The organism is Lysinibacillus sp. GW821-FHT14F06 (genome assembly GCF_058803665.1).
On sequence record NZ_JBXAPF010000028.1, the window covers coordinates 17,463 to 42,501 of the forward strand.

At 36.6% G+C, this 25,039-nt stretch carries 26 protein-coding genes; 21 read left to right on the forward strand and 5 right to left on the reverse strand.

Features of this window, described 5'->3' with window-relative positions; genetic code table 11:
• Nucleotides 1–63 precede the first annotated feature (63 nt).
• From AC1RNS_RS20000 to AC1RNS_RS20060, 13 genes are all read left to right on the forward strand, one after another.
• Nucleotides 64–762, forward strand: coding sequence for an aspartate/glutamate racemase family protein (locus tag AC1RNS_RS20000; protein ID WP_492995209.1), 699 nt, complete (start codon nt 64–66; stop codon nt 760–762).
• A gap of 2 nt (nt 763–764) precedes the next feature.
• Nucleotides 765–1,808: a DmpA family aminopeptidase gene (locus AC1RNS_RS20005; protein ID WP_492995211.1), complete on the forward strand. Its 1,044-nt coding sequence runs from the start codon at nt 765–767 to the stop codon at nt 1,806–1,808.
• 699 nt (nt 1,809–2,507) lie between these two features.
• Nucleotides 2,508–2,570: a hypothetical protein gene (locus AC1RNS_RS20010; RefSeq protein WP_492995283.1), complete on the forward strand. Its 63-nt coding sequence runs from the start codon at nt 2,508–2,510 to the stop codon at nt 2,568–2,570.
• Nucleotides 2,571–2,656: 86 nt separating this feature from the next.
• Nucleotides 2,657–3,451: a M55 family metallopeptidase gene (locus tag AC1RNS_RS20015; RefSeq protein ID WP_492995213.1), complete on the forward strand. Its 795-nt coding sequence runs from the start codon at nt 2,657–2,659 to the stop codon at nt 3,449–3,451.
• 279 nt (nt 3,452–3,730) lie between these two features.
• On the forward strand, nt 3,731–5,554 hold the full coding sequence (locus AC1RNS_RS20020) for a peptide ABC transporter substrate-binding protein (protein ID WP_492995285.1): 1,824 nt from the start codon (nt 3,731–3,733) through the stop codon (nt 5,552–5,554).
• Between the two features lie 91 nt (nt 5,555–5,645).
• A complete protein-coding gene (locus AC1RNS_RS20025) occupies nt 5,646–6,590 on the forward strand; it encodes an ABC transporter permease (RefSeq protein ID WP_492995215.1) in 945 nt (314 codons plus the stop codon).
• On the forward strand, nt 6,590–7,564 hold the full coding sequence (locus AC1RNS_RS20030) for an ABC transporter permease (RefSeq protein WP_492995217.1): 975 nt from the start codon (nt 6,590–6,592) through the stop codon (nt 7,562–7,564). Before AC1RNS_RS20025 ends, AC1RNS_RS20030 begins: the two co-directional genes overlap by 1 nt.
• A gap of 12 nt (nt 7,565–7,576) precedes the next feature.
• A complete protein-coding gene (locus tag AC1RNS_RS20035) occupies nt 7,577–8,632 on the forward strand; it encodes an ABC transporter ATP-binding protein (protein WP_492995219.1) in 1,056 nt (351 codons plus the stop codon).
• Nucleotides 8,622–9,569, forward strand: coding sequence for an ATP-binding cassette domain-containing protein (locus AC1RNS_RS20040; RefSeq protein ID WP_492995221.1), 948 nt, complete (start codon nt 8,622–8,624; stop codon nt 9,567–9,569). The genes AC1RNS_RS20035 and AC1RNS_RS20040 overlap by 11 nt, the downstream gene beginning before the upstream one ends.
• A complete protein-coding gene (locus tag AC1RNS_RS20045) occupies nt 9,566–10,498 on the forward strand; it encodes a S66 peptidase family protein (RefSeq protein ID WP_492995223.1) in 933 nt (310 codons plus the stop codon). Before AC1RNS_RS20040 ends, AC1RNS_RS20045 begins: the two co-directional genes overlap by 4 nt.
• Nucleotides 10,499–10,507: 9 nt before the next feature.
• Complete coding sequence (locus AC1RNS_RS20050; RefSeq protein ID WP_492995225.1) at nt 10,508–11,284, forward strand: serine hydrolase; 777 nt, start codon at nt 10,508–10,510, stop codon at nt 11,282–11,284.
• Between the two features lie 4 nt (nt 11,285–11,288).
• A complete protein-coding gene (locus AC1RNS_RS20055; protein WP_492995227.1) occupies nt 11,289–12,104 on the forward strand; it encodes a C40 family peptidase in 816 nt (271 codons plus the stop codon).
• Between the two features lie 401 nt (nt 12,105–12,505).
• Nucleotides 12,506–12,886, forward strand: coding sequence for a hypothetical protein (locus tag AC1RNS_RS20060; RefSeq protein ID WP_492995229.1), 381 nt, complete (start codon nt 12,506–12,508; stop codon nt 12,884–12,886).
• A 106-nt stretch (nt 12,887–12,992) separates the two neighbouring features.
• Here the strand turns inward: AC1RNS_RS20060 and AC1RNS_RS20065 are convergent, their stop codons facing one another.
• Both AC1RNS_RS20065 and AC1RNS_RS20070 read right to left on the reverse strand, forming a co-directional pair.
• Nucleotides 12,993–13,718 (reverse strand): glucosaminidase domain-containing protein, encoded by a 726-nt coding sequence (locus tag AC1RNS_RS20065; protein ID WP_492995231.1) that lies wholly within the window; start codon nt 13,716–13,718, stop codon nt 12,993–12,995.
• A 174-nt stretch (nt 13,719–13,892) separates the two neighbouring features.
• Nucleotides 13,893–15,296 (reverse strand): hypothetical protein, encoded by a 1,404-nt coding sequence (locus AC1RNS_RS20070; protein ID WP_492995233.1) that lies wholly within the window; start codon nt 15,294–15,296, stop codon nt 13,893–13,895.
• A gap of 295 nt (nt 15,297–15,591) precedes the next feature.
• Between AC1RNS_RS20070 and AC1RNS_RS20075 the strand changes: the two genes are divergently transcribed.
• From AC1RNS_RS20075 to AC1RNS_RS20100, 6 genes are all read left to right on the forward strand, one after another.
• Nucleotides 15,592–16,545 (forward strand): ABC transporter ATP-binding protein, encoded by a 954-nt coding sequence (locus AC1RNS_RS20075; RefSeq protein WP_492995235.1) that lies wholly within the window; start codon nt 15,592–15,594, stop codon nt 16,543–16,545.
• The gene (locus AC1RNS_RS20080) at nt 16,538–18,061 is read left to right on the forward strand and encodes an ABC transporter permease/substrate-binding protein (protein ID WP_492995237.1); all 1,524 of its coding nucleotides are present in this window, start codon (nt 16,538–16,540) and stop codon (nt 18,059–18,061) included. The genes AC1RNS_RS20075 and AC1RNS_RS20080 overlap by 8 nt, the downstream gene beginning before the upstream one ends.
• A 144-nt stretch (nt 18,062–18,205) precedes the next feature.
• The gene (locus AC1RNS_RS20085) at nt 18,206–18,844 is read left to right on the forward strand and encodes a DUF2975 domain-containing protein (RefSeq protein WP_492995239.1); all 639 of its coding nucleotides are present in this window, start codon (nt 18,206–18,208) and stop codon (nt 18,842–18,844) included.
• Between the two features lie 11 nt (nt 18,845–18,855).
• Nucleotides 18,856–19,071, forward strand: coding sequence for a helix-turn-helix domain-containing protein (locus AC1RNS_RS20090; RefSeq protein ID WP_492995241.1), 216 nt, complete (start codon nt 18,856–18,858; stop codon nt 19,069–19,071).
• Nucleotides 19,072–19,173: 102 nt separating this feature from the next.
• Nucleotides 19,174–19,500, forward strand: coding sequence for a DMT family transporter (locus tag AC1RNS_RS20095; RefSeq protein ID WP_492995243.1), 327 nt, complete (start codon nt 19,174–19,176; stop codon nt 19,498–19,500).
• A 14-nt stretch (nt 19,501–19,514) separates the two neighbouring features.
• Entirely contained in the window at nt 19,515–19,850 is a 336-nt protein-coding gene (locus tag AC1RNS_RS20100) for a DMT family transporter (protein ID WP_492995245.1), read from the forward strand.
• 41 nt (nt 19,851–19,891) lie between these two features.
• On the opposite strand, the gene AC1RNS_RS20105 is transcribed toward AC1RNS_RS20100, so the two are convergent.
• The 3 genes from AC1RNS_RS20105 to AC1RNS_RS20115 are packed head-to-tail and all read right to left on the reverse strand — an operon-like array spanning nt 19,892 to nt 21,786.
• Nucleotides 19,892–20,254 (reverse strand): hypothetical protein, encoded by a 363-nt coding sequence (locus AC1RNS_RS20105; RefSeq protein ID WP_492995247.1) that lies wholly within the window; start codon nt 20,252–20,254, stop codon nt 19,892–19,894.
• 13 nt (nt 20,255–20,267) lie between these two features.
• A complete protein-coding gene (locus AC1RNS_RS20110; protein WP_492995249.1) occupies nt 20,268–21,290 on the reverse strand; it encodes an anti sigma factor C-terminal domain-containing protein in 1,023 nt (340 codons plus the stop codon).
• Nucleotides 21,268–21,786, reverse strand: coding sequence for an RNA polymerase sigma factor (locus AC1RNS_RS20115; RefSeq protein WP_492995251.1), 519 nt, complete (start codon nt 21,784–21,786; stop codon nt 21,268–21,270). The genes AC1RNS_RS20110 and AC1RNS_RS20115 overlap by 23 nt, the downstream gene beginning before the upstream one ends.
• Nucleotides 21,787–22,182: 396 nt before the next feature.
• Between AC1RNS_RS20115 and AC1RNS_RS20120 the strand changes: the two genes are divergently transcribed.
• Both AC1RNS_RS20120 and AC1RNS_RS20125 read left to right on the forward strand, forming a co-directional pair.
• Nucleotides 22,183–22,614, forward strand: a complete 432-nt coding sequence (locus AC1RNS_RS20120) for a hypothetical protein (RefSeq protein WP_492995252.1) — start codon at nt 22,183–22,185, stop codon at nt 22,612–22,614.
• Nucleotides 22,615–22,718: 104 nt separating this feature from the next.
• Nucleotides 22,719–24,974: a YheC/YheD family protein gene (locus AC1RNS_RS20125; protein ID WP_492995254.1), complete on the forward strand. Its 2,256-nt coding sequence runs from the start codon at nt 22,719–22,721 to the stop codon at nt 24,972–24,974.
• Nucleotides 24,975–25,039: the final 65 nt, after the last annotated feature.

The following is a 25,039-nucleotide window of genomic DNA, read 5'->3' on the forward strand; positions in this document are numbered from 1 at the left end:
TAAGTGAAAAACACATTTTTGTGATTAAATTAAATATATAATGATAGAAAAGGAGAGAAGCATATGAATACGATTGGACTAATTGGTGGCATGAGCTGGGAATCTTCTTCAGAGTATTATCGACTACTTAATGAAGAAGTAAAAAAGCAGTTAGGAGGTTTGCATTCGGCAAAGTGTATATTATATAGTGTAGATTTTCAGGAAATTGAACATTTTCAAGCTAGAGGAGAATGGGACAAGGCTGGTGAGGTGCTTGCTGAAGCCGCCTATTCTTTGGAGAAGGCGGGCGCGAGTTTTATTGTTATTTGCACCAATACCATGCATAAGGTAATTGATACAATTCAACAGAGAATTACGATCCCCATTTTACATATAGCCGATGCAACAGCACATAAAATAGTAGAGATGGGTTTACAAAAAATAGCTCTTCTAGGGACAAAGTATACAATGGAGCAGGATTTCTATAAGGCTAGAGTGGAAACCTTCGGAATTACAGTACTTGTTCCACAGGTAGAGGAGCGAACAGAGGTCAATCGAATCATCTATGAAGAATTGTGTTTGGGGGAAATTAAACCCTCTTCCAAACATTATTATTTACAAGTAATTGATAACCTTGTGAAGTCTGGTGCGCAGGGAGTAATTCTTGGATGTACAGAGATAGGGTTGCTGATCAAGCAGGATGATGTAGAAATTCCCGTTTTTGATACAACGATGATACACGCGCAAGCTGCTGTAAATAAAGCTATTCAAAAGGAGGAATAAGATTGCCAGGTAAAATTCGAGATAGAGGTATTTCGATTGGGACGCTGCCTCTCGGTGAAAAAAATTGTATTACGGATGTAGCAGGCGTATGTGTAGGGCATATGACAATTGATGAAGCATTGACGCAAGATGGTGCATATGCATGTACAGGTGTAACCGCCATTTTACCACATAAGGGTAATTTATTTCAGCAAAAGGTTACAGGAGCAAGCTATGTATTAAATGGTTTTGGAAAAACAGCAGGACTAATACAGGTAAATGAGCTGGGGGTTATTGAAGCACCTATTATGCTTACTAATACTTTCGGTGTGCCAGCTGTTTCACAGGGGACATTGCAATATATGCTTGACATGAATCCTGATATAGGACAATCCACAGGAACGATTAATATTATTGTAGGCGAATGTAATGATAGTTATTTAAATTCAATACGTGCATGTCCAGTAACACAGGAGCATGCTATAGAAGCGATTCGTATGGCGACCAATGATGTTGCACAGGAAGGAGCGGTTGGAGCTGGTAAAGGCATGATGTGCTTTGGCTATAAAGGGGGAATAGGCTCCTCGTCCCGCATTGTCGAATATGAGACAATCACCTATACCATTGGCTGTATGGTGCTCAGTAATTTTGGGCAAAGTTCAGAATTTTTAGCACAACGTTATGTTGAGGCATCTGTATCTCCTCAATCAAGTATATCTCCAACAGATGGCTCCATTATCATTGTAATGGCAACAGATGCACCACTTAGCAGCCGTCAATTAACACGCGTTATTAAACGCTGTGGTATCGGGCTCGGCCGCACAGGAAGCCATTTTTCCCATGGTAGTGGCGATATTGTTATTGGCTTTTCCACTGCACATTGTATTCCACATCTATCAAACCAACTTGTAGAGACACGCACACAGCTTCGTGAGGATCATCCAGTTATGAATCAGCTATTTACGGCAGCTGCAGAGGCAACAGAGGAAGCTATTTTGAATTCCTTATCACAGGCAATAACTACAGTTGGCAGAGATGGACATAAAGTAGAAGCTTACCCATTTTAGGAAAGTAATAGGTTATAAAAAGTTATTGAGACATAAAAAATGGTTCAATGGCTTTTTTGTTTCATCAATTTTTATTTTTTCGGGTATTATCAACCTTAACTACGAATAAACTCCATAGATAAGTGAAAAAGAATAAAATTCGACCATCAGCAGTCATTTATGTCGTCCATTGTTTTATGATAAGAGAATAACCATTATTATGTATTTGTTCTCTATTTAACTAGTCAATGGCATATAGGTATGGTAATATCCATTTTTAAAAACTGAATTATTAGATAATTAAATGGTTATTTTATAATTTTGCTTGATTGGATTGATGCATATAGAGAAAAGCGTTTTTCATCCGATTACAGCCAATATCACTTCATTTCAATCATTGAAAATAGCCGTGTGTGAAGGCTTTGTGCCACTTATCCAAATTAAAGCGCAGCATCCAAGAATCTTTACCAAGCCCATTTACCATCAACAAAAGATACCTACAGGTGATCTATGTACGTGAAGGTGTCTATGAGCTATTAAAAGAAGCGCTTTCAGTATTGTTTAGTGTTATATAATCGTCCCTTTCAAGTAACAGTATTTGTTTACACATTTTGCACAGAAGATTGCACAACGATTTCCGCATTTTTCCACACAAGTGATTGACAACGAAACGCGAAGGTATGTTGCATTTCCAAGCTTGGATTGTATAACTGCATGACAATGGCTGGTTTTACTAACTATTCAGAGGAATGGTGGCATTATGATTACAACAATATTGCTTGAGCTAGGAGAGTTCAAGTAGAGATAGCGAGTTACGGAGCCGTGCAGGCAGTTATTCATAATCATTATGTAAAGGAGTTCAATTTTATATGAAGGTTTATATAAGTGCAGATATTGAAGGAATTACAGGTACTACAGTATGGAGTGAAACGGAGCTAAATGCCCCAGATTATCAGTTTTTTCAAAAGCAAATGACTCAGGAAGTAGAGGCTGCGATTGAAGGGGCAATTGCTGGCGGAGCTACTGAAATTTTATTAAAGGATGCACATGATTCAGCTCGGAATTTAGATATTTCAAATTTACCCATCAATTGTAAAATCATTCGTGGATGGACCTATGACCCAATGTGTATGGTTGCAGGATTAGATAACACGTTTGATCGAGCCATTTTTATTGGCTATCACAGTAAAGGTGGAAGTGAGCGAAATCCTTTGGCCCATACACTCTGTGTGTTTGCAGATGTCAAAATTAACGGAGAGTATGCCAGTGAATTTCTGATTAATACGTATGCAGCGGCATTACAAGGGGTTCCTGTTTCATTTGTTAGCGGGGATGTTGGGCTAACAGAAGAAATTCAGTCCATAAATGAAAACATTGTCACATTTGCTACGAAAGAAGGAATCGGTAATGCAACGATTAGTGTTAGTCCAAAATTAGCCATTCAGGAAACAAAAAGACTAGTGGAGGAAGCTATGAAAGTTTCACGCAATTCCTTACAAGTATCATTGCCTAAACATTTTAAAGTAGAAATTATTTATCGTGACCATACACGCGCATATCGAAATTCCTTTTACCCTAATGCTACATTTAAACCTCATAATACAGTGGAATTTATCACAGATGATTTTTATGAAGTGCTTCGAATTTTACAGTTCCTAACATAGGTGAATTTGTAGAAGGGGAAAATGAATTTTGACAATTTGGAGAGCAATTGGACACGCCCTTCTTGTTAATTTGGGGGAGCATTTTTGGACGTAGGGGTAAATATCAAATAATCCAGTAACCGTGATTATCATCCATAATAATGTGATTTAGATGAACATTCAGGTGCTTATTCGAGCAGTTTTATCGCTCCATTTTAACGGCTTGCCTATAACGTGAAAGTGGAGTGAATCTACTGCTTATTATGCGAGACAAAAAAGAAACTTAGGGGGATGCCTATGATGAAAAGATATTGGTGGCTTTTCGTATGTCTTGTCGCATTGCTTTGTGCAGCCTGTAGTGATGATTCTTCGAATGAAAAAAAATCAGAGTATCGTGTTGTCTATTCAGGGGAAATAAAAACATTAAATTACTTAAAAACCTCTGAAACCAATGAGTTTGCGGTGGCAGCGAACTTAGTCGATGGATTAATTGAGTATGATAAATATGGTGTCGTGCAGCCTGCTCTAGCGAAGGAATGGTCTTCCAATGAGGATGCAACGGTATGGACATTTAAGCTTCGTGGAGATGCAAAGTGGGTTACCCATGATGGAAAGGAGTATGCGGATGTTGTTGCTCAAGATTTTGTAGATGGCCTACATTATGTACTGGATGCAAAGAATGAATCATCAACAGCTTGGATTGCCACGGTTGTTAAAAATGGAGAAGCCTTCTATAACGGCGAAATTAAGGATTTTAAGCAGGTTGGCATAAAGGCAACGGATGAACATACAGTAGAATATACTTTAGAAACGCCTACACCATATTTTCTTTCTATGTTGAATTATGTCTGTTTCTTCCCAGTAAATGGTGAATTTATTGAGGAAAAAGGGAATAGCTTTGGAACAACACATGAAAATTTCCTTTATAATGGCTCCTATATTTTAGACAAATTCGAACCGCAAAATGAGCGTGTACTTGTGAAGAATGAAACATATTGGGATAAGGACAATGTGTTCATTGATCGTATTCGCTATAAATACAATAAAGAAGCGGCTACGGTTGCACCAGAATTATTTTTACGAGGGGAAGTAGATACTGCAAGCATTCCAACGTCCATTATTGATGAATGGTTCAAAGATGATAAGAAAAAATCACAAGTTCGTCAAACGCAAAATAACTTCTATACGTACTTCTATGCACTAAACTTTAACCCTCAATTCGATGCAGAGTATGAGCCAGATAACTGGAAGGTCTTAGTCAACAACAAAGATTTCCGTAAGTCCTTATTCCATGCTCTTGATCGTGTTCCTGCCATGCTAACTTTAGAACCATATAATCCAAAAGATTTGCTTAGCAATACAATTACACCTAAAAACTTTGTTGATATAGATGGCCTTGATTATACGCAACTAGCACCATTAGCGGATATTGCAAATCAGGATTCCTTTAATAAAGACCAGGCATTGGCATACAAGGAAAAGGCAATGGCTGCACTTGAAGGAAAAGCAACATTCCCTGTAAAAGTATTAATGCCATATAATGCTGGTAGTTCAGATTGGGCAAATCGTTCACAAGTGGTGGAACAGCAAATTGAGAAATTATTAGGAACAGACTATATCGATATTATTGTGGAGGCAGGACCATCCACAGGCTTTTTATCAGAAGTTCGTCGCCCTGGTAAATTTGCATTGCTGGAAGCTAACTGGGGACCTGACTATGCTGATCCATCAACGTATACTGATCCATTTACTGTAGATGGAACTTACAATAAACCAGAACTAGCGGAAGGTTATACTGAAGCTAATGGTAAATCAAAATATCAAAACTTAGTGGACGGAGCAAAGTCAACAATTGATACAGTAAAACGATATGAATTGTTTGCGAAGGCTGAGGCTTTCTTGATTGATGAAGCATTTGTCATTCCTTATTCAGTAGGGGGAAGCGGCTATGTTGCCTCTAAATTAAATCCTTTTGAGGCTCAATATTCTCCATTTGGAGTGACAGCAGAGAAATTTAAGGGACAACGACTATTAGATAAACCAATGAGCAATGATGAATTTAAAGAAGCGCTAGCAAAGTGGGAGCAGGAACGTGCCGATGCATTAGCAAAAGCAGCACAATAAGATGAAAGTTGGGCAGTAGGGTTAACAAGGAGATTCCGAATAAAAAATATCGGCATCTCCTTTCATCTTTCTGAAAAAGGAGGATACTTCTATGCTGTGGTATTTAGGGAAGCGACTCTTACAATCAGTGATTACTCTTTTTATTATCCTTACAATTGTTTTTTCATTATTACGATTGATGCCAGAGGAAGGCTATTTAGGAGCAGCAGCTGATAAAATGTCACCTGCGCAACAAGAAATCTATTTAACAAATTTAGGCTTACGTGATCCATTACTAGTACAATTAGGGAATTTTTATAGTAAATTATTCCAAGGGGATTTAGGGAAATCTGTTACCTATCGTACAGATGTACCAGTCGTTACAATTATTGCAGATAAAATTATGTATTCCTTGGCTTTCGGTTTAGGGGCTGTTGTGTTATCTCTTTTGCTTGGTGTTCCACTTGGTATTTTAATGGCTCAAATGAAAGGTCGTTGGCTGGATAGATTGGGGACTGGCTATATAGTGATTGTCGTTGCAGTACCAGCTGCTGTTTACTATTTAGTTATTCAAATGTATATTACGGAAATTTTTCATTTGCCAATGCTCTTTGATGAGTATAAGCCTATTACCTGGATTTTACCACTTGCTTCAATGGCATTAGCACCAACTGCCTCCTATGCCATGTGGATGCGACGTTATATGGTAGATGAATTAAACAAGGATTATATTAAGCTAGCACGAGCAAAAGGCATGAAAGAGCGCACATTAATGTTTAAACATGTTTTACGAAATGCCTTTATACCAATGGCACAATATTTACCTGCAACGATTCTTTTTACAATTACTGGATCCATCTATATTGAATCTCTGTACTCGATTCCTGGGATGGGTGGCTTACTCGTTGATGCGATACAGCGCCAAGATAACACCATTGTACAGGGCTTAGTCCTTGTTTTTTCTTCACTTGGGATTGTTGGCTTGATTTTAGGGGATATTGCCATGGCACTTGTTGATCCACGTATTAAATTGAGGAAAGGGGAGAGTGTACGCTAATGGGTATGTATTCCGAGGAAATTAATAATATTTCTCATAAATCACGTGAAACATTATTTGAGTTTGCAGTAATGGATGAGCGTCAGGCAGAAGAAACAGCCTATTCAAACTATTCCTATTGGCGTTCAACCTGGAAATCCTTTTTGAAAAATCGTATCGCCATCTTTTTATTAATCGGTGTGCTAATAATTGTAACCTTCACCATTCTTCAACCGTATTTACCAGCACAAAAATCTCCAACTGAAATTTATTTAGATGAACAGACAGGTCTACAGGCACGGAATATTACTCCAAATGCTGAATTTTGGTTTGGGACAAACTCCATAGGACAGGATCTATGGTCGCGTATTTGGGCAGGGACAAGGACCTCTTTATTGATTGGCTGTGTCGTTGCCATAGTAGAGGCTATTATTGGAATTACAATTGGTACACTTTGGGGCTTTTCGCGTAAATTGGAGTTGCCGATCACACAGCTTTACAACATCGTTGATAATATTCCGACAACCATCGTGTTGATTTTAATGTCATATATTTTACGACCTAGTGTTTCCACCATTATTATTGCGATGTGTATTACGGGGTGGGTTGAAATGGCGAGGTTTATTCGCAATCAAATTGTCATTTTACGAGATCGTGAATATAACTTAGCTTCAAAATGTTTAGGAACACCCGATTATCGCATTATTGTCAAAAACCTATTACCTTATTTGATTTCAGTAATAATGCTACGAATGAGTTTGGCTATTCCATTTGCAATAGGTGCTGAGGTTTTTTTAACCTACATCGGATTAGGTTTGCCAATCAGTGAACCGTCTTTAGGGAATTTAATTAATGAAGGACGAGTGCTGATGATGTCTCCAGAATTACGATATCAGCTTCTATTTCCGAGTATTGTTTTAAGTGTGATTACAATTGCATTTTATATTATAGGAAATTCATTTGCAGACGCAGCAGATCCCAAAAATCACGTATAAAGGGTGAGGATATTGACACAAGCACTATCTCGTATTTTGGCTATTCAAAACCTAGTGATTAAATTTTCGCTTCGTGGCAGGATACTAACAGCCATTCGTGATATCTCCCTTGATTTGTATAAGGGAGAAAGTCTTGCAATAGTGGGTGAATCAGGTTCGGGAAAATCAGTGCTAATGAAATCAATTATGGGCTTGCTCGATAAAAATGGTTCCATAGATCAGGGACAGATTATCTACAACAACTGGGATTTAACACAATTTAAAAAGGAGCAGGAGTGGCTAGCTATTCGTGGAAATGAAGTGGCGATGGTGACTCAGGACCCAATGACATCATTAAATCCACTGAAAACGATTGGCAAGCAAATAGAGGAATGCGTTATGTTACATCAGTGTCTAAAGGGCAGAGTCGCATATGTAGAAACCTTAAAATTGTTAAAGGATGTTGGTATTCAAGACGTAGAAAAACGTTACAAGCAGTATCCGCATGAATTTTCAGGTGGAATGCGTCAACGAATAGTCATTGCTATTGCTCTAGCTTGTAAACCAAAAATATTAATATGCGATGAACCGACAACAGCCTTAGACGTTACCATACAAGCCCAAATTTTACAGCTTTTAAAGCACCTTCAACAAAAATATGGGCTAACAATCATCTACATCACACATGATTTAGGTGTTGTTGCCAAGGTAGCCAATCGGATTGCTGTAATGTATGCAGGAGATATTATTGAAATTGGTGAGACACATGAAATTTTCTTTAATGCTAAGCATCCCTATACATGGGCACTCATTTCTTCATTACCACAGCTAGGCTCAAAGGGCGAACAGCTTTATTCCATTAAGGGTACACCACCAAATCTTTTTCAAGACATTAAAGGAGATGCCTTTGCACCACGCAATCCGTACGCGTTAAAGGTTGATTTTGTGGAACGTCCTCCATTTTTTCAAGTAAGTAAGACACATTATGCTCGTACATGGCTGTTAGATCCTCTTGCTCCTAAAGTACAGCCACCTGAAGCACTTCAGGCATTTTTTGAAGAAGGGAGGCGGTACGCATATGACTCATAAAGAGATTCTAGTTGAGGTGAAAAATTTAAAGATTGCTTTTGGTAAGGGTAAGCATAAATTTATGGCGATTAATGATGTTAGCTTTACTATTTTTAAAGGTGAAATATTTGGCTTAGTAGGAGAATCAGGCTCAGGGAAAACTACAATTGGTCGAGCCATTATGCGTATCAATGATGTGACTGACGGACAGATATTATATCGTGGTAGGAATATTCATGGTAAAATCCCAAAAAGCTGGGATCGGGAAATTACCCAGAAAATCCAAATGATTTTTCAAGACCCTATGGCATCCCTTAATGAACGAGCTAAGGTTGATTATATTATCTCCGAGGGACTACTTAATACAAAAAACTTTAAAAATGAGACTGAGCGTCAACAAAAGGTGCGGGCTGCACTTTTAAATGTAGGATTATTACCAGAGTTCTCTAGCCGCTTTCCACATGAATTTTCAGGTGGTCAGCGTCAGCGTATTGGCATTGCACGAGCTTTAGTAATGGAGCCAGAGTTTATGATTGCAGACGAACCCATTTCGGCCTTAGATGTCTCTATTCGTGCACAAGTATTAAATTTATTAGCAAACTTACAGCAGCAAAAGAATTTAACCTACTTATTCATTGCGCATGATTTGTCAGTAGTCCGCTTTATTACGGACAGAACGGCTGTTATTTATAAAGGGAAGATCGTTGAGCTAGCAGATACTGAGCGGCTGTTTTCTAATCCTATTCATCCCTATACGCGAGCATTGTTATCAGCCGTGCCAGAGCCTAATCCCTATAAGGAACGAAATAAAATCATAGAGATTTATGATCCAGCACAGCATTGTTATGATAAAAATCCTCCGTCGTTTAAGGAAATAGAAGAAGGACATTTTGTTTTGGCAAATGAAGAGGAAATGGCAAGATACAAGGCATCTCTACACATGGAGGGACACAAATGATACGTCCAAAAGCTTTAAAAATTGGGGATACAATTGGTCTTATCAGTGCGTCAGGTGCAACTCCATCTGACAAATTAAAGCCAGCTATAGAAAGTGTTGAAAAGCTTGGATTAAAGGTAGTCGTTGGAGAAACATGTCGAGCAAGGCACGGTTATTTAGCAGGAACTGATCAACTTCGTGCATCTGATGTCAATCAAATGTTTAACGATTCTACGATTGATGGTATCTTCTGTATTCGTGGAGGTTATGGGGCAACAAAAATTTTACCTCTTTTAGATTTCGATATAATAAGAGCCAATCCAAAAGTATTTGCTGGTTATAGCGATGTTACAGCTCTACATATCGCCATCAATCAGAAATGTGGCTTTGTGACCTATCATACGCCGATGCCATCAACCGAATTTATTCAACAGGATATGGATAAATATACATGGGAATCTTTTAAACAACAGGTGATGGCAACAACTTGTCATGATTATCTGCTAAAAAATCCACCTGGTCGTAGTATGATAGCACTTGCTGCTGGTCAAGCAACAGGACAGCTAATTGGAGGAAACTTAACATTAGTGACAGCCTCACTTGGCACTCCATATGAAATAGATACTAAAAATAAAATATTATTTTTAGAAGATATTGATGAAACTGAACATCGTGTAGATCGAATGCTCACACAGCTTAAATTAGCGGGCAAACTTGATGAGGTGGCGGGCATTTTATTAGGAGCTTGGACCAATTGCGGACCTGATAACCTGAAGCATCCAGAGCATAGTTTATCACTACAGACTATTTTTCAAGAGATTTTATTACCACTAAAAAAGCCCATTATAATGGATTTAACATGTGGTCACTGTTTACCAACAATGTCTTTGCCTCTTGGTAGTACCATCTCCTTGAATACTAAAAACCAACAAATAAGAGTTATAGTGTAGGTATAACATATGGAACGTGCTATTCAAAGAATGCTAGAAGAAGCTCCTTATAATGTACATGTATTTGTCAAAGACGCGAATACAAATCACTATTTCATACAGGAAAAGTTACAGGCAGTTTTTTTCAGTGCTAGTTTGATTAAAGTACCTATTCTACTTGGAGTGCTGCATTATTTAGAGGGCAACAATCAAGACATCCATCAAGAGATTAAGGTAGCACCAAAAGAATGGGTTGACTATAGTGTGATCAGTGAACAGCTCATTGAACAAAGTACTATCTATGACTTATTGGTGTGGATGATTATTACCAGTGATAATACAGCCACCAATGTCTTAATAGATTTTATTGGAATAGATGTTTTTAACCATTATTTTAGTCAAATTGGCCTTCATCAAACGAAATTACAAAGGAAGATGATGGATTTCGAAAAGTTAGAAAGAGGATTTGACAATCTCACTTCAGCAAATGATATGGCCCATCTTTTTTCACGTATCTACCAACAAGACCTTTTATCTACAAAATTTAGTAAGTTAACAATGGATATCTTAAGTCGCCAGCGTGTCCATGAATCATTAAAACGTTATCTAGTAGATGATGTGAAAATGGCTCATAAAACAGGTGGTCTTGAAACAGTCGATCATGATGTTGGGATTGTTTATAATGGCTCAAATGATTATCTGATAGGTGTTTTTATAACTGAGGTAACAAACAATGAGTATGCAAAGCAGCTTATTGGTCGAATATCAAAAATTGTGTATGAGCATTTTGTGAAGCGAAGGGAGTGATCAAATGAATGCTGTTGTGACAGCAATGATTGCAAATTTACATGCCATACCACAGGAAGAATCCGAATTGGTGGATGAGGTACTTAATGGCATGCCTGTACAGATCATTGCCAACATAGATGCTAATTGGGTACGTGTACAAACAGCCTATCGATATGAGGGGTTTTGCCAGAAAAAATATTTAATTGCGGACGAGGATAAAACAAACGCTTGGCTACAAGAAGCCAACCATTACATTATTCAAAACTTCGCAGATATTCTACAATATCCGCGAATTCAAAGTAGCAAAATAATGACGCTCGTAAAAGGTTCAATTGTACGATCTTTATCAATCGAAGTGAACGACCCAGAGTGGGTGGCTATACAAATAGCGTCTGGTGAAATAGGATATGCACGAAGAAAATGGCTTCAACCAAAAGTTGCTAAAAATAAATTATCAGACTCCCAATTCCGAGAAAATGTTGTGCAAACAGCGCTTAGCTATTTAGCTACTCCCTACCGCTGGGGAGGTAAATCTCCTTTAGGTATTGATTGTTCAGGGCTTTGTTCAATGGCTTATATGCTAAATGGAGTACGGATTTACCGAGATGCTAAAATTGTTGATGGGTTTCCGATTAAACAAATATCTTTTGAGCACCTGCAAAAGGGCGATCTATTATATTTTCCAGGACATATGGCCTTATATATGGGGGATAGTCTTTATATTCATTCTTCACTTGGTGGGAGTGAGGTAAGTATAAATAGTTTGGATAGCCAACATCCGCTTTATCGTAAAGACTTAGCTACAACACTTGCTGCTGTCGGTAGCTTATTTAATTAATTATATTTTAATGAACGTGGTGAAGTGAAATGGAGCAATTGTTTAGCTTCATTCAGCAAATGTTTTTTGTATCGAAAGCAAAGCGGCAGTTACAATTACGCCAAGGTGAAATTGATTTAGTTTCCAATCATTTATTAGATGTCTTCTGTATACAAACAGAGTGCATCTTTTTTTTGTTTTCATAAAACTATGGGGTGATGAGATGAAAAGGGGTGCAAAAAAACATACAAAGAACGTGGTAGATCCTTGGTGTCACGCAGTATACAACGTTGATAGATATAGTTAAATTCCAGCGGATAATATTGGTATTTTATTCCTGTGAATTGTTAATAATAGATAGTTAGAATGGGATTATTTTATGCTATACTAAAGTCAAAAGTTAAAGGAAAGGGGGAGATGTATTGGACACAGATTTAAAAGAATTATTACGTTCCGTTTTAAGGGAAGAGTTAGCACCGATTAATCAACGATTAGATGGAATGGATAAACGATTTGATGAAATAGACAAGAGATTAGATGGAATGGATAAACGATTTGATGAAATAGACAAGAGATTAGATGGAATGGATAATCGTTTTGACGGTATTGAACAGCGCTTAGATAAAATTGAAAGTGATGTACAGGAACTGAAGGCTGGACAAACTGAGCTTCAGAAAAACATTGTTGAGCATTTAGGAAATTTCACCGAAAAAATCGCTCATCAAGTAGAGGATAGAACGGGTGCATTAAATAAACGTGTTTTTGAAATAGAAACGGTGATTCAAAGATTGACGAATCAGTAATTTTTGAAAGTTTCTATTTGTATTGTTGCTATACATGTATATAAAAGAAGATATTATTAAAAATCTCCATGCCACAAAGGGTGTGTCCCAAAGTAGCGTGGAGATTTTAATATTGATAAATATTTAATTCTTGGCCTGCTTCGATTTTATCAGATCGGAGCTGATTCCATTGTTTAAGGGATGTTACTTTCACTTTATGTGCCTCCGCAATATGCGTAAGAGAATCACCGTCTGTTACGGTAATCGTTTTTTTATTTTTTACAGGACTATCGTATTGATTTAGATCATATTTTGCAATGACTGTATTGAGTTTTTCATTGTATTTGGAATCTGTTGCATAAGAACCTGTTAAAAAATTAGTAGCATCTGTATAGGATTTTGTATTGCTTTTAAATACTCCTGCATAGAAATCTTTATTCCAGGAGACACCGTTACGCAATAATTTTACATAGTCTTTCATGGATTCTTCATAGGAAGGATATTTGCGAAATTCAGCCATCACAGTTGTCATGTTACCAGAACCATCGTCCTCAGATGTTTCAAGTGTTACTGAGTTATTTTGGTAACGACCTTTCATCCCAAATAAATTGTTATTAGGTGCAGCGCCAAGTCCACTTTGACCATGCTCACTTTCTAAAATGGCTTGTGCAATCATAACAGATGCGTATAAATCATTATCAGCTCCAAGTTTTCGTGCAGTTTCTGCAATAGAGCCAATAAATTCTTCTACGCTTGGACGATCATCCACAACTTCAGGAACTGTGGTTTCACGCGTATTGAATAGCTGCGTTACCATAAAAAACGAAATACAAATAACGATAGTAGCAATCATTAGACCTTTGAAGAAATTTATGAAGTATTTCATGGTTTCATTGATGTTGGTGGATTACAACATCTCCCTCCTTTCTATCAAAGTTTAGCTATCTCTAATTATTGCAAAGAGTGCAAGAGAAATAAAGAGCTGTTTAAATAGATTCCATCATTAATAGAACGTCATTTGTGTCAATTAGTTCCTAGCTTGGTTTGACACTTTCTTGGACATAAACTGTTTGAAACCCTCGAAATATTGTTCGGAAGCCTCCCAGCGTCTAGCATCCAAAAAAGAAATATCTAGGCTACCATAGTAGTTAGGAGGTTGATAGTATCGTGAAACATAGGATTGATTGTCAAGTGTATAAAAATAATACGTTTCGTCAGGAGTCATAATTTCAACTCGAGCGTGTATAAAGTCACCTTCTTCATCAATATACGATTGACGGAAGCTGTAATATTTGGAATCGTCCCAGAAACCATCATTATCATCATCTAGTGCTTGAATTTCTGGATGCTGCAAAATATCCTCCACGTATTGGATTTCGATGTCCCGTAAATAAAGCTCCGCTACATTTACAGAGGTCAATAGCAAAATCCAGTAAGCCTTCAAATCCGATAAATCATCCTGTGGTACTTCCATAATGGCCATCCACTCGGCTCCCTCATCTAAGGTTTTTCTCAATAGGGAAATGGATTGATCTTCGTTGAGCCAGATAAAATAATGGTATTGCGAAGTTTTCAGGTAAACATTGTCGTTGCGTTTGTCTCCATCTTCATCTATCTGCTCCCGCTGAACTGTAAAATGCACACCTTGCTCCTCAAAATTAAAAGTAGATGTATCTTCTGACATAAGAATACATTGTGTCAGCTTTCGAATATTTTCTTCATCTATATTATTATGCGTAAAATATAAAGGGGCTGTTTTCTTTGTTTGATGGATTCCGTTTAGATTAGTAAGTGGGGAACGTCCTTCTTTAAGAATTCTGACGAGTGTATCGAATGAAAACCCAATCTCATCGTCATCCTCATCATCGTCGTCATCCATGTTCAGAAATACCTCTTCGATTAACACATCCTGAATCTTTACGGGAAGGTCCTGAAAAACACCATCTCCATACCAAATGTTTACTAGACACTTTAACCACTTCTGTCCATCTACTTTGAAGCGATACTCGTCATCCTGAACTAAAACCGTTGCATGAAGATTGCCTTTTACAATCGTTTCACCGTGATTATAGGAGCCGCTCAAAATACCTTCAACCTTCAAATGACCGTGTACGTAGATTTCTTGACCACCTACAGCTATATTTTTAGCAGTCAAATTGCCCATCACGGTTAGCCCTATAGCCCCGTCTGTCCCTGCATTGTAGAGATTGTCTACCGTGAAATTACCACCAATAAAAATGGTGATTGTATTTTCTTGTTCTGGGAAGGGCTTGCCCCAATCCAAATCAAGGAAAGGGAGTGTTAAATCGCCTTCATAATAAGCAGCAATATCATCATCGCTAAAATCCTTGTAAAACTTTGCCCACCAAGAGTCTTCAGGAAATCTTTCAGCTAGTTGGCTGATAGGCATAAATTGAAATCCATTGTTCATACTTCACTACCTCTCGATTTCTATTTTTTTTATCTTCTCATAAGTGGCAATTAAACGTCAATTTCATAGATTATAAGAGACAGGCACAATTTAAGAAGAAATGGTATTATTAACCTTTAAAGATATTAACTGTTGAAAAGAAACACTTTTAAATAAAGATTAACAAGAGATATTCTGGATGAAATAATGTTAAAGTGGTAAATGTTTGAAATGGCTTTAGGTTGTGAAATATAAAGGGGGGAAACAATGTAACTAGGACTAGGCTTTCAATAGCAAATTCAAAAGGAGATGACAGATGATAACATTTGACAATGTCTCAAAAAAATATGGTAACAACCATACGGCTGTTAAAGCACTGAACGTAGAAATTAAGAAGGGCGAATTTTTTGTTATTATCGGTCCAAGCGGATGTGGCAAAACTACATTATTGAAAATGATTAACCGATTAATTTCTTTAACTGAAGGAACTATCTGGATAAATGACAAAAGAATAAGCGACTATAATATTCATGAGTTACGCTGGAATATTGGCTATGTATTACAACAAATTGCCCTTTTCCCACATATGACGATAGAAGAAAATATAGCAGTTGTGCCTGAATTAAAGAACTGGGGTAAAACGAAAATCCAAAAGCGGGTTAAAGAATTATTGGAGATGGTTGGGCTTGAGCCTGAAACATATCGTCAGCGTAAGCCAAAGGAGTTATCAGGTGGCGAACAGCAAAGGGTTGGAGTTATTCGCGCCTTAGCGGCTGACCCAGAGATTATTTTAATGGATGAGCCTTTCAGTGCGTTAGATCCAATAAGCCGTACAAAGCTGCAGGACGATTTATTGGATATGCAGCGTTCTATACAAAAAACAATCGTTTTTGTATCCCATGACATGCAGGAGGCACTTAAATTAGGGGATCGAATATGTGTGATGAAGGATTGTAAAATTGTTCAAATTGGCACACCTCAAGAAATTGTTCAAAACCCTGTGAATGATTTTGTCCGACAGTTTATCGGCTTAAACAATGTGTACAAACCCTTTGATATTCATATAGTCATGCAACCAATCATTGCGTCAAATAAGCTAGATGGTATCATTTTTATCAATGATTCATTCGCTACAATTCTTGAAAAACTAGCACAAGTTGACAGTTTAGGTGTTCAAGAGAATGGAAAACTGATTGGTATGGTAACAAGAGTATCTATGCTGCAGTATTTAGCGAAGGATTCTTTAGAAAGAGGGCATGGACATGGCTAATATTTTTGAGATGTTTCATGAGCGTAAGGGACAGTTAGCGGCAGCATTACTGGAACATATACAAATATCCTTTATAGCGCTATTTTTTGCCGTGATCATCGCCATTCCATTAGGTATTTATTTAACAAATAAAAGGAAAATAGCAGAAACTATTATTGGGGTCAGTGCGGTCCTTCAAACAATTCCTTCACTAGCGTTACTTGGCTTATTAATACCTCTGTTTGGCATTGGAAAAGTACCTGCCATTATTGCCTTAGTGGCCTATGCTCTTCTTCCAATATTAAGAAACACTTATACGGGTATTAATGAGGTAGAGCCATCTTTAAAAGAGGCAGCGATGGCGATGGGAATGAATACAAGAAAACGGCTATTAAAAGTAGAATTGCCACTTGCCATGCCTGTTATTATGGCAGGCATTCGAACAGCAATGGTATTAATTGTTGGAACAGCAACATTAGCAGCCTTAATTGGTGCTGGAGGATTAGGGGATATTATTCTTCTTGGTATTGATCGAAATAATACATCTCTGCTACTTTTAGGTGCTATACCCGCAGCAATATTAGCACTAGTTTTCGATTTTTTACTAAAAAAATTAGAATTTTTGCCTTTTAGAAAAACGATGACAGCCCTAACTATGATTAGTATTTTGGCATTATTCATGATCATTTTCCCATTGCTAAACAACACAGAAAAAGAGGAGATTGTGATTGCTGGAAAGCTGGGATCGGAGCCTGAAATACTCATTAATATGTATAAATTACTTATTGAGCAGGAAACAGACCTGAAGGTACAATTAAAACCTGGTCTTGGAAAGACTTCCTTTGTATTTAATGCACTAAAATCAGGCAGTATTGATATCTATCCTGAGTTTACAGGAACGGCTATTTCAGAATTTTTAAAAGAGGAAGCGGTCAATAACAATCAAGAAGATGTCTATAATCAGGCTAAAGAAGGAATGATGAAGCAATTTGAAATGGTGATGTTAAGTCCAATGAAATACAATAATACGTATACTTTAGCAGTTTCCAAAGAAATGGCTGAAGCCTACCATTTGCAAGCAATTTCTGACCTTAAGCCGATTCAAGAATCTATAAAAGCAGGCTTTACATTGGAATTTAATGATCGAGAAGATGGCTATATAGGTATTCAAAAACGCTATGGCATTACACTTGCGAATATTACAACAATGGAGCCAAAGCTAAGATACCAAGCAATTCAATCTGGGAATATTGATTTATTAGATGCATACTCTACCGATAGTGAAATACGTCAATACAATTTGCATGTGTTGGCAGATGATAAAGAGCTATTCCCGCCTTATCAAGGTGCACCTCTACTTAGAAAAGAAACAATTGAAAAATATCCTGACGTAGAAAAAGCTTTAAATAAGCTGGCAGATCACATCACTGATGATGAAATGCGCGAAATGAATTATCAGGTCAATATAGAAGGTGAAAATATTGTAAATGTTGCACGGGACTATTTAATAAAGGCTCAATTACTAAAATACAAATAATCATAAAAGCTAGAAAAGACAGTGTATTTCTTTTCTAGTTTTTATTAATTTTAAATAATAATTAATTAATGATAAACATTAAATAATTATTGAAAAAAATAAAATACTATGTATACTAAATAATAAGAAAGGGGATGCTTTATTATGGAGCAAACAATCCAAAGTAAGGAATTTCGATTGTTAACAAAAGGATTACGTACAATTTTCACCATTATTATGGTTCTGATGATTTTTGCGCTAACAATGATAGGTGTTCTTTTGGTAGCAGTAATTGTAGTGACGGAAAAGGAAGTAAATAATATACTGGTACATGGGCAGATTGCTGCGTCTATTAACTTTGAGGGCTTGGAAATCGTATTAGCCAATAAAGTAGCAGATGATTTTCAATTTTCCAAATTGATTGTCTTGAGATTACTATTTACTGCTACAATATACATAGCTCTATTATTATTTATCGTTGTGCAAGTCAGAAATGTGTTAAGTAACTTAAGTAAAGGAATTATTTTTTCAGGTACAAATAGTAGAAAAATGGAATGGATTGCTTATGCTATCGTTTTTTTAAGCTTAACAGTCAGTGCATTCCGTACGTATGTAGCCTATACCATTTTTGAACAATTTAAGTTAGCGGAATTGCTGGTCGATACGGGATTAATCAAAGGGGTGGCTTATCAATTTACTGGCGTTAATTGGACACTTCTACTATGTGGATTAGTCATTTGGACGATTGCACGTGTATTCCGATATGGAGCGTTTTTACAAGATGAATATGATGCAACAGCTTAGGAAGTGAAAAAATGACAATAATTATTCGATTAGACCGAATGCTTGCTGATCGGAAAATGCAGCTAAGTGAGCTAGCAGAAAAAGTAGATGTGTCGATTGTCAATCTATCCAATTTAAAAACGGGAAAGGTTCGTGCCGTGCGTTTCTCTACATTAAATGCAATCTGTAGAGCACTGGGATGTCAACCAGGAGATATTCTAGAATATGTAGAGGATGAGGAATCATAGAGACCCTAAGAGTAGAATGCTCCTTGGGTCTTTTATTTACGGAATAAATAAGGTATAACAGAGGCTATCTTTAAAACAGTGGGTTAGGAGGGACAATCAAACATGAATACTTTTGGTTTTCTATTTATTGCAATCATCTCAGAGGTTTTTGCCAGCTCAATGTTAAAACAAACAGATGGCTTTAAACGTATACTACCGTCTATCGGTGTCGTAGTTGGATATGGTACAGCTTTTTATTTTCTTTCCCTAACATTGCAATCCTTAGCCATTGGTACTGCATATGCGATATGGGCTGGAGTGGGAACGGCACTAACAGCCATCGTTGGTGTAATCTTCTATAAGGAATTAATGAATCGAAAAAAATTTTATGGAATGTTATTTATTATTATTGGTGTAATTGTTCTTAATCTTGCTGGTGGCGGTCATTAAGGAGGAATAAACAATTGAGAGGTTATCTGTTTTTAACGTTATCGATTATTAGTGAGGTATTTGCGACAACAATGCTTAAACTTTCAGAGGCATTTACAATTTTAGGTCCATCAATAGCGGTTGCATTCGGATATGGGCTTTCGTTTTTCTCGTTATCACTGTGCTTGAGAACATTACCACTGAGTCTGGCATATGCGATATGGTCTGGGGTAGGAACCGCACTTACAGTAATTGTGGGAATCGTTATATGGGGAGATTTATTTAATCTATACTCAGCTATAGGAATTGTCTTGATTATTGGGGGCGTCATTCTGCTAAATCGTGGAGATCAACAACAAACAACACCATAGTGTCTCAACAAGAAAACGCCCAAATGAATGGACGTTTTTTTCTATTTGGAAGAATCTTTAAACTTATAAAAATTAATAGCAAATATAACTGTTAATAATAAGATGACATAGCTAGTTGGAATAACGCTATAAAATCTGCGGATATTTTCAATTGATTGATCAAATATCACTTGACTACAGTAGAAGATTGGTGCGAATAAAACACTTGAAAAAACGGTGTGATAAAAGCTGATTATTTTACGTGAGTAAGGAAGCACTATATGTACAATAAGCAGTGCTATTAAATGCATAATTACAAAGAGAGCAGTCATTTGTATGAATCGACTTGGTAGCTGATGATGAATAATAAAATAGGGAAATACTATTAAAACAAAAAGTATAATTAGATAACTAAACATTCTCATAACCTGTACCTCCTTAGTATGGTAGAATTACACCTACACTTATATGGTGTACAACATCCTTTTCTAAATAGGGGAGGATGTTTTCAATTGTACCTGTTAAGACGGCACCACTAACCTTTAGAGAATGTGCATCTGCGTCACCAATAGTCTTATTTAAAATCTCTGCTTCGTATACTTTTTCATGGTATGGAAAACTTAATCCTGTTGCATCTTCACCTCTCTCTTTTATTCTCTCTTTTAAAATAGCAAGTGCTTCTTGTTCATCGTTACCATACGTAGCTACTTCATCTAAAAAATTTTGCGCGGACTGAAATGGTTGATCGTTTAAGATGTGAAAGCCATACGCTGAATCACCATCTACTAAACCATAATTTTTGGGTATATAAGTAGGCATTTCTTTTTTCATTTCTTCTGCATGTTCTTTTTCTTCCTCGATAGATTCAAATAGTCCATTTTGAATAATCCATGCCCATTGCGCAGTTGGGAATTGTTTAATCATCTCTTCAAACGTTACCTCTTGTGTGAAAGAGACAGCAACTTCTACATTGTAGAAGGGTGGTAAAGTTTTTAAATAAGACAGATCGTTTTCAATTTTAGGCTCTGTGTAGGGATAAAATTGAAATACTCGATAATTATTATTGTATCCGTTTAGATAGTTATTATTTTCAATGTATGCTTTTGTTCCTAAAATTGTATAAAAATGTTCAATGGTACCCCATTTTATTTGATGACCATTAATATCCTTAAACTGATTGGATTTTGTCGTACCTGCTAAGAAAAAATGATCGTAGTTAGTACTATTTGTTTGAATATTTGCGCCTGTAAATAGGCTGTTAGTATAATTCTGCAAAGATTGCTTATCCATTTCCTTATACATAATATATTGTCCCATGGCAATTAGTCCCCATAAGATAAGAACAATACTTATAAAAACACTTATTGAAACAATAATAATCCGTTTTACCGATTTTCTTTTAGCGCTCTTCACTAAATGTTGAAATGATTCATCGTTATTAATAATTGATATTTTCTCCATAATTACCAGTCCTTTCGAAAATCTCATTAAATTTTTTGCGTGCTCGGGCAAGCTGAGTTTTAATGCTTTTATCTGTCGTTTTAAAAAGAATAGCGATTTCATTTAATGTTAATTCAGCGCTATATTTTAATATTAATAACTCCATTTCTTTAGGCTGAAGCATGCCTAAGGTTTGTTGAATGGTACTTTGTAGTTCTTTTTGTAAAACATACAATTCAGGTGTTTGTTCATCTAATAAATCCTGCAAGTTAAACGTGAGTACATAGTTGTTCGCATGCTTATTCTTTCGTAAGGCATCATAATATTTGTTTATTGCTACACGGTAAAGCCAAGCTTCCGCAAAATTTGCATCAATCCCGTCTATGTATTTGATGAATTGATAAGCTGTCTCCTGCAATATATCCTCAGCATCTTGCTTATTAGCGCCCATTTTGAGCAGTGTAAAGTATACTGCTTTTAATTTTTCATGTAATTGAATACCAAATTCCTCATTCATATCAACCCTCCTAATTAGATAACGTTTCATTTGGAAAAAGGTAAACAACAATGTAAAAATTCATTTAATGCTTAGGGATGTAAAATATATGAATAGCTATAACAGCTATGGCACGTGGTATATTCAATTAATTCTTTATATACATTTTTTTTGTCAGAGCCTTCTTTACTTTAATTAAAAGGGATAGGAGTGTTGTTGAAAAGAAGCCAAAAACGACATAGTCAAGCAGTGTCTTTTGCCCCTGCAATCGTTTTCTACATTAAGTTCGAGTTTTACAATACAAAAAAAGTCGTCATATTCCTACATTCTACATATTATATCGAGAGGGGTTGAATCATTTGTTATGGCTTCGATGTTACAGATGGCTCAAAAAGCCGTGGGAGGGGCTGGAGAAAATTGAATCATGAAAAAAGAAGAAATCATTTTCTATGTGAAGCACTAAATGATATTAAGGATCTACAGGATATCATGAAGGATTTTCATTCTAAATACTTTGGTCAATTGCTTGTGAAAATTGTTGGAAGTGATACGATTCCCTTCTTTCTCATAACTCATAATGGCTCACATTTACGATTAATGGATACTGTTAAGCAGTTTGAAACAGAGTATTTCCGTATAGAGGCTGTTGATATCGAGCGATGTCGGGGGACGGTTTCATTGTTGCGAGCCTATGATTATGAAGGAAAAGATACAAATTTAATAGCGGATGTTGTGCGGCTAGAAAAAACAGCTACTGAAAAATCCATTGAGTTAAGTGGTATATCAGCTATCCAATTATTAAAACCTGACATGCTAAAGGGAAAATTCATCATTGAACCGAAATGGTAATGAAATTAAAACTACTAATCATGTGATAGGTAGAGCATCTGTCTATATGCACATTGCATTGGCTGAATTTATTAAAGAGAGAATCATATGAAAGGAAGAGATAAATGACAATTATCGGAATGTTGCATCATCGTCTAGACCCAACAACCGTTATTAAGTCATATGCATATGCAGCCGTTGCAAAAGCAGAAGGGGCTCAATTTTTTTATTTTACACCAAAAAGTGTAGATTTTAATAAACGATCCATAAGAGGAAAGGTATATGAAAATGGTGAATGGCTCGAGAGAATAATGCCTTTCCCAGATGTAATTTATAATGCAGGTAGTCCAGAAAAATTATCGGTTTCGAAGGGAATTATTGAGAAACTGAAAAATGAAATCCCATTTACAACAAATTCTATAGGGAATAAATGGAACGTAATGAAGCGTCTTAAGGAAGCAAAGGAATTTGATAAATATTTAATTCCAACAGAGATTGTAAAGAACGCTGAATTATTTCATAAGTTTGTTACTTACTATAAAAAAGTCGTATTTAAGCCGATAGACGGTCGCAAGGGAAAAGGAATTTATTTTATAACGAAAGCAGGTAATTCGAATTTTGAGGTAAGGAAGGATAGTGAAAATCGGATATATACAAAGCACCAGCTAGATGAATTAATTAAAGGGCAACTTGCTACAGGAACCTTTATCATGCAGCCTTATATCCAATCTAAAACGAAGGCAGGTCAGGTTTATGATTTCCGTCTTCACGTGCAAAAAAATGGCGAGGGTAAATGGGTTATCACAACAGTCTATCCGAGAATAGCACCACCTGGTTCGATTATTCCGAATATCAACAATGGAGGTTTTACGAATTATTTAGATCCTTTCTTAGAGCAGGAGTTTAAGGAAGAAGCCTATGATATTCGACGTATGTTAGAGCATTTCTCCTTAACATTAGCTCAGCATCTAGATGAAATTCAGATGGTGCAATTTGGGGAGGTTATTGATGAAATTGGTATTGATGTGGGTTTAGATGAGCAACAAAAAATTTGGATGTATGAAGTAAATTGGCGACCAGGTTGTCCTCCTGCTTTTTATTTAGAACTAGATGTTGTAATTAATTCTATTCGATATGCGATGTATCTTGCCAAAAATCAAAAACAAGTGAAAAAAGTAATTAGACAACAAAAACCACAACCGCAACCACAACCGCAACCGCAACCGCAACCGCAACCGCAACCGCAACCGCAACCGCAACCGCAACCGCAACCACAACCACAACCACAACCTAATGAGCAGCAGAAACCGATTATTGCGATTACAGGAAGTGCAGGGAAAACAACATCTAAAGCATTTCTAGGCTCTATATTATCGAAGAAATGGAATATTTTTGAGTCAAAAGATTATTGGAATACGACTGAGCATACCAAAAAACATGCAGAGGAAATTAATGCTTCTCATAAGGCGGTAGTGTTAGAATATGGAATGGCTTACCCAGGCATCATTACCAACCACTGTAGTATTATTCAACCGAATATTAGTATTATTACAAATATTGGATTAGCGCATGTTGGTAATTTTGATGGAGATATTAAGGGAGTGGCAAGGGCAAAATCTGAATTAATACACGGAATGGATCAAAGTGGGTTACTGATTTTGAATAAGGACGATGATAACTCTAAGTTTTTGGAAACCCAACAATTTAATGGGAAAATTATAACTGTTGGTATTCATCGTCTCGCAGACTATAAAGCCTATGATATTCAATATAAGGATGTTGGAATGACCTTTAAAATAAATCTGCAGGGACAGGAAATGACAATGTATATTCCTATTTTAGGAGAACATCATGTTTATAATGCCCTGAATGCAATCGCTGTTGCGGATAGTTTAGGTTTTAGTCCAGCTGATATTCAAGCAGGGCTGAATTTCAAAAAACCGCCTAGACGACTAACGATTTATAATTGTCGTGATAACATCACTGTTATTGATGATACAGTCCATTCTCATCCTCAGGGTGTACGTGCGGCGATTGATGTTCTTACTAATATTGCAGAGAAACGGAAAATTGCTATCATTGGTCAAATGCGGGAATTAGGGGATTTGCGAGAAGAGGAGTATCGTAAGTTGGGTGAATATGTTTATGAGCAGGATATAGATCTTTTTATCACATATGGTTTTAGAACAGAGGAGATGGGCGCTGCTGCGAAGGCAAATGGAATGGACCCAGCGAAGGTTTATCATTTTCTTAATAAAGAAGAGTTGCATGCACTGTTAGAGAAAATAATCAAACCACATGATACCATTTTAGTTAAAGGTGCTAGTAAAACGAATATGTTTGAAACAGTTAAATTTTTAGATGAAAACTATAAGGCGTAAAAAAGCCCGAGTAATTGTCCAATGATAAAAGGACAATTACCCGGGATATTTTTACTATTTAACTG

Coding starts and splice junctions, on each gene's coding strand:
- AC1RNS_RS20000 (WP_492995209.1), top strand. CDS start 64: ATGAATACGATTGGACTAATTGGTGGCATGAGCTGGGAATCTTCTTCA.
- AC1RNS_RS20015 (WP_492995213.1), top strand. CDS start 2,657: ATGAAGGTTTATATAAGTGCAGATATTGAAGGAATTACAGGTACTACA.
- AC1RNS_RS20020 (WP_492995285.1), top strand. CDS start 3,731: ATGAAAAGATATTGGTGGCTTTTCGTATGTCTTGTCGCATTGCTTTGT.
- AC1RNS_RS20025 (WP_492995215.1), top strand. CDS start 5,646: ATGCTGTGGTATTTAGGGAAGCGACTCTTACAATCAGTGATTACTCTT.
- AC1RNS_RS20030 (WP_492995217.1), top strand. CDS start 6,590: ATGGGTATGTATTCCGAGGAAATTAATAATATTTCTCATAAATCACGT.
- AC1RNS_RS20040 (WP_492995221.1), top strand. CDS start 8,622: ATGACTCATAAAGAGATTCTAGTTGAGGTGAAAAATTTAAAGATTGCT.
- AC1RNS_RS20045 (WP_492995223.1), top strand. CDS start 9,566: ATGATACGTCCAAAAGCTTTAAAAATTGGGGATACAATTGGTCTTATC.
- AC1RNS_RS20050 (WP_492995225.1), top strand. CDS start 10,508: ATGGAACGTGCTATTCAAAGAATGCTAGAAGAAGCTCCTTATAATGTA.
- AC1RNS_RS20055 (WP_492995227.1), top strand. CDS start 11,289: ATGAATGCTGTTGTGACAGCAATGATTGCAAATTTACATGCCATACCA.
- AC1RNS_RS20065 (WP_492995231.1), bottom strand. CDS start 13,718: ATGATTGCTACTATCGTTATTTGTATTTCGTTTTTTATGGTAACGCAG.
- AC1RNS_RS20070 (WP_492995233.1), bottom strand. CDS start 15,296: ATGAACAATGGATTTCAATTTATGCCTATCAGCCAACTAGCTGAAAGA.
- AC1RNS_RS20075 (WP_492995235.1), top strand. CDS start 15,592: ATGATAACATTTGACAATGTCTCAAAAAAATATGGTAACAACCATACG.
- AC1RNS_RS20080 (WP_492995237.1), top strand. CDS start 16,538: ATGGCTAATATTTTTGAGATGTTTCATGAGCGTAAGGGACAGTTAGCG.
- AC1RNS_RS20085 (WP_492995239.1), top strand. CDS start 18,206: ATGGAGCAAACAATCCAAAGTAAGGAATTTCGATTGTTAACAAAAGGA.
- AC1RNS_RS20090 (WP_492995241.1), top strand. CDS start 18,856: ATGACAATAATTATTCGATTAGACCGAATGCTTGCTGATCGGAAAATG.
- AC1RNS_RS20095 (WP_492995243.1), top strand. CDS start 19,174: ATGAATACTTTTGGTTTTCTATTTATTGCAATCATCTCAGAGGTTTTT.
- AC1RNS_RS20105 (WP_492995247.1), bottom strand. CDS start 20,254: ATGAGAATGTTTAGTTATCTAATTATACTTTTTGTTTTAATAGTATTT.
- AC1RNS_RS20110 (WP_492995249.1), bottom strand. CDS start 21,290: ATGGAGAAAATATCAATTATTAATAACGATGAATCATTTCAACATTTA.
- AC1RNS_RS20115 (WP_492995251.1), bottom strand. CDS start 21,786: ATGAATGAGGAATTTGGTATTCAATTACATGAAAAATTAAAAGCAGTA.
- AC1RNS_RS20125 (WP_492995254.1), top strand. CDS start 22,719: ATGACAATTATCGGAATGTTGCATCATCGTCTAGACCCAACAACCGTT.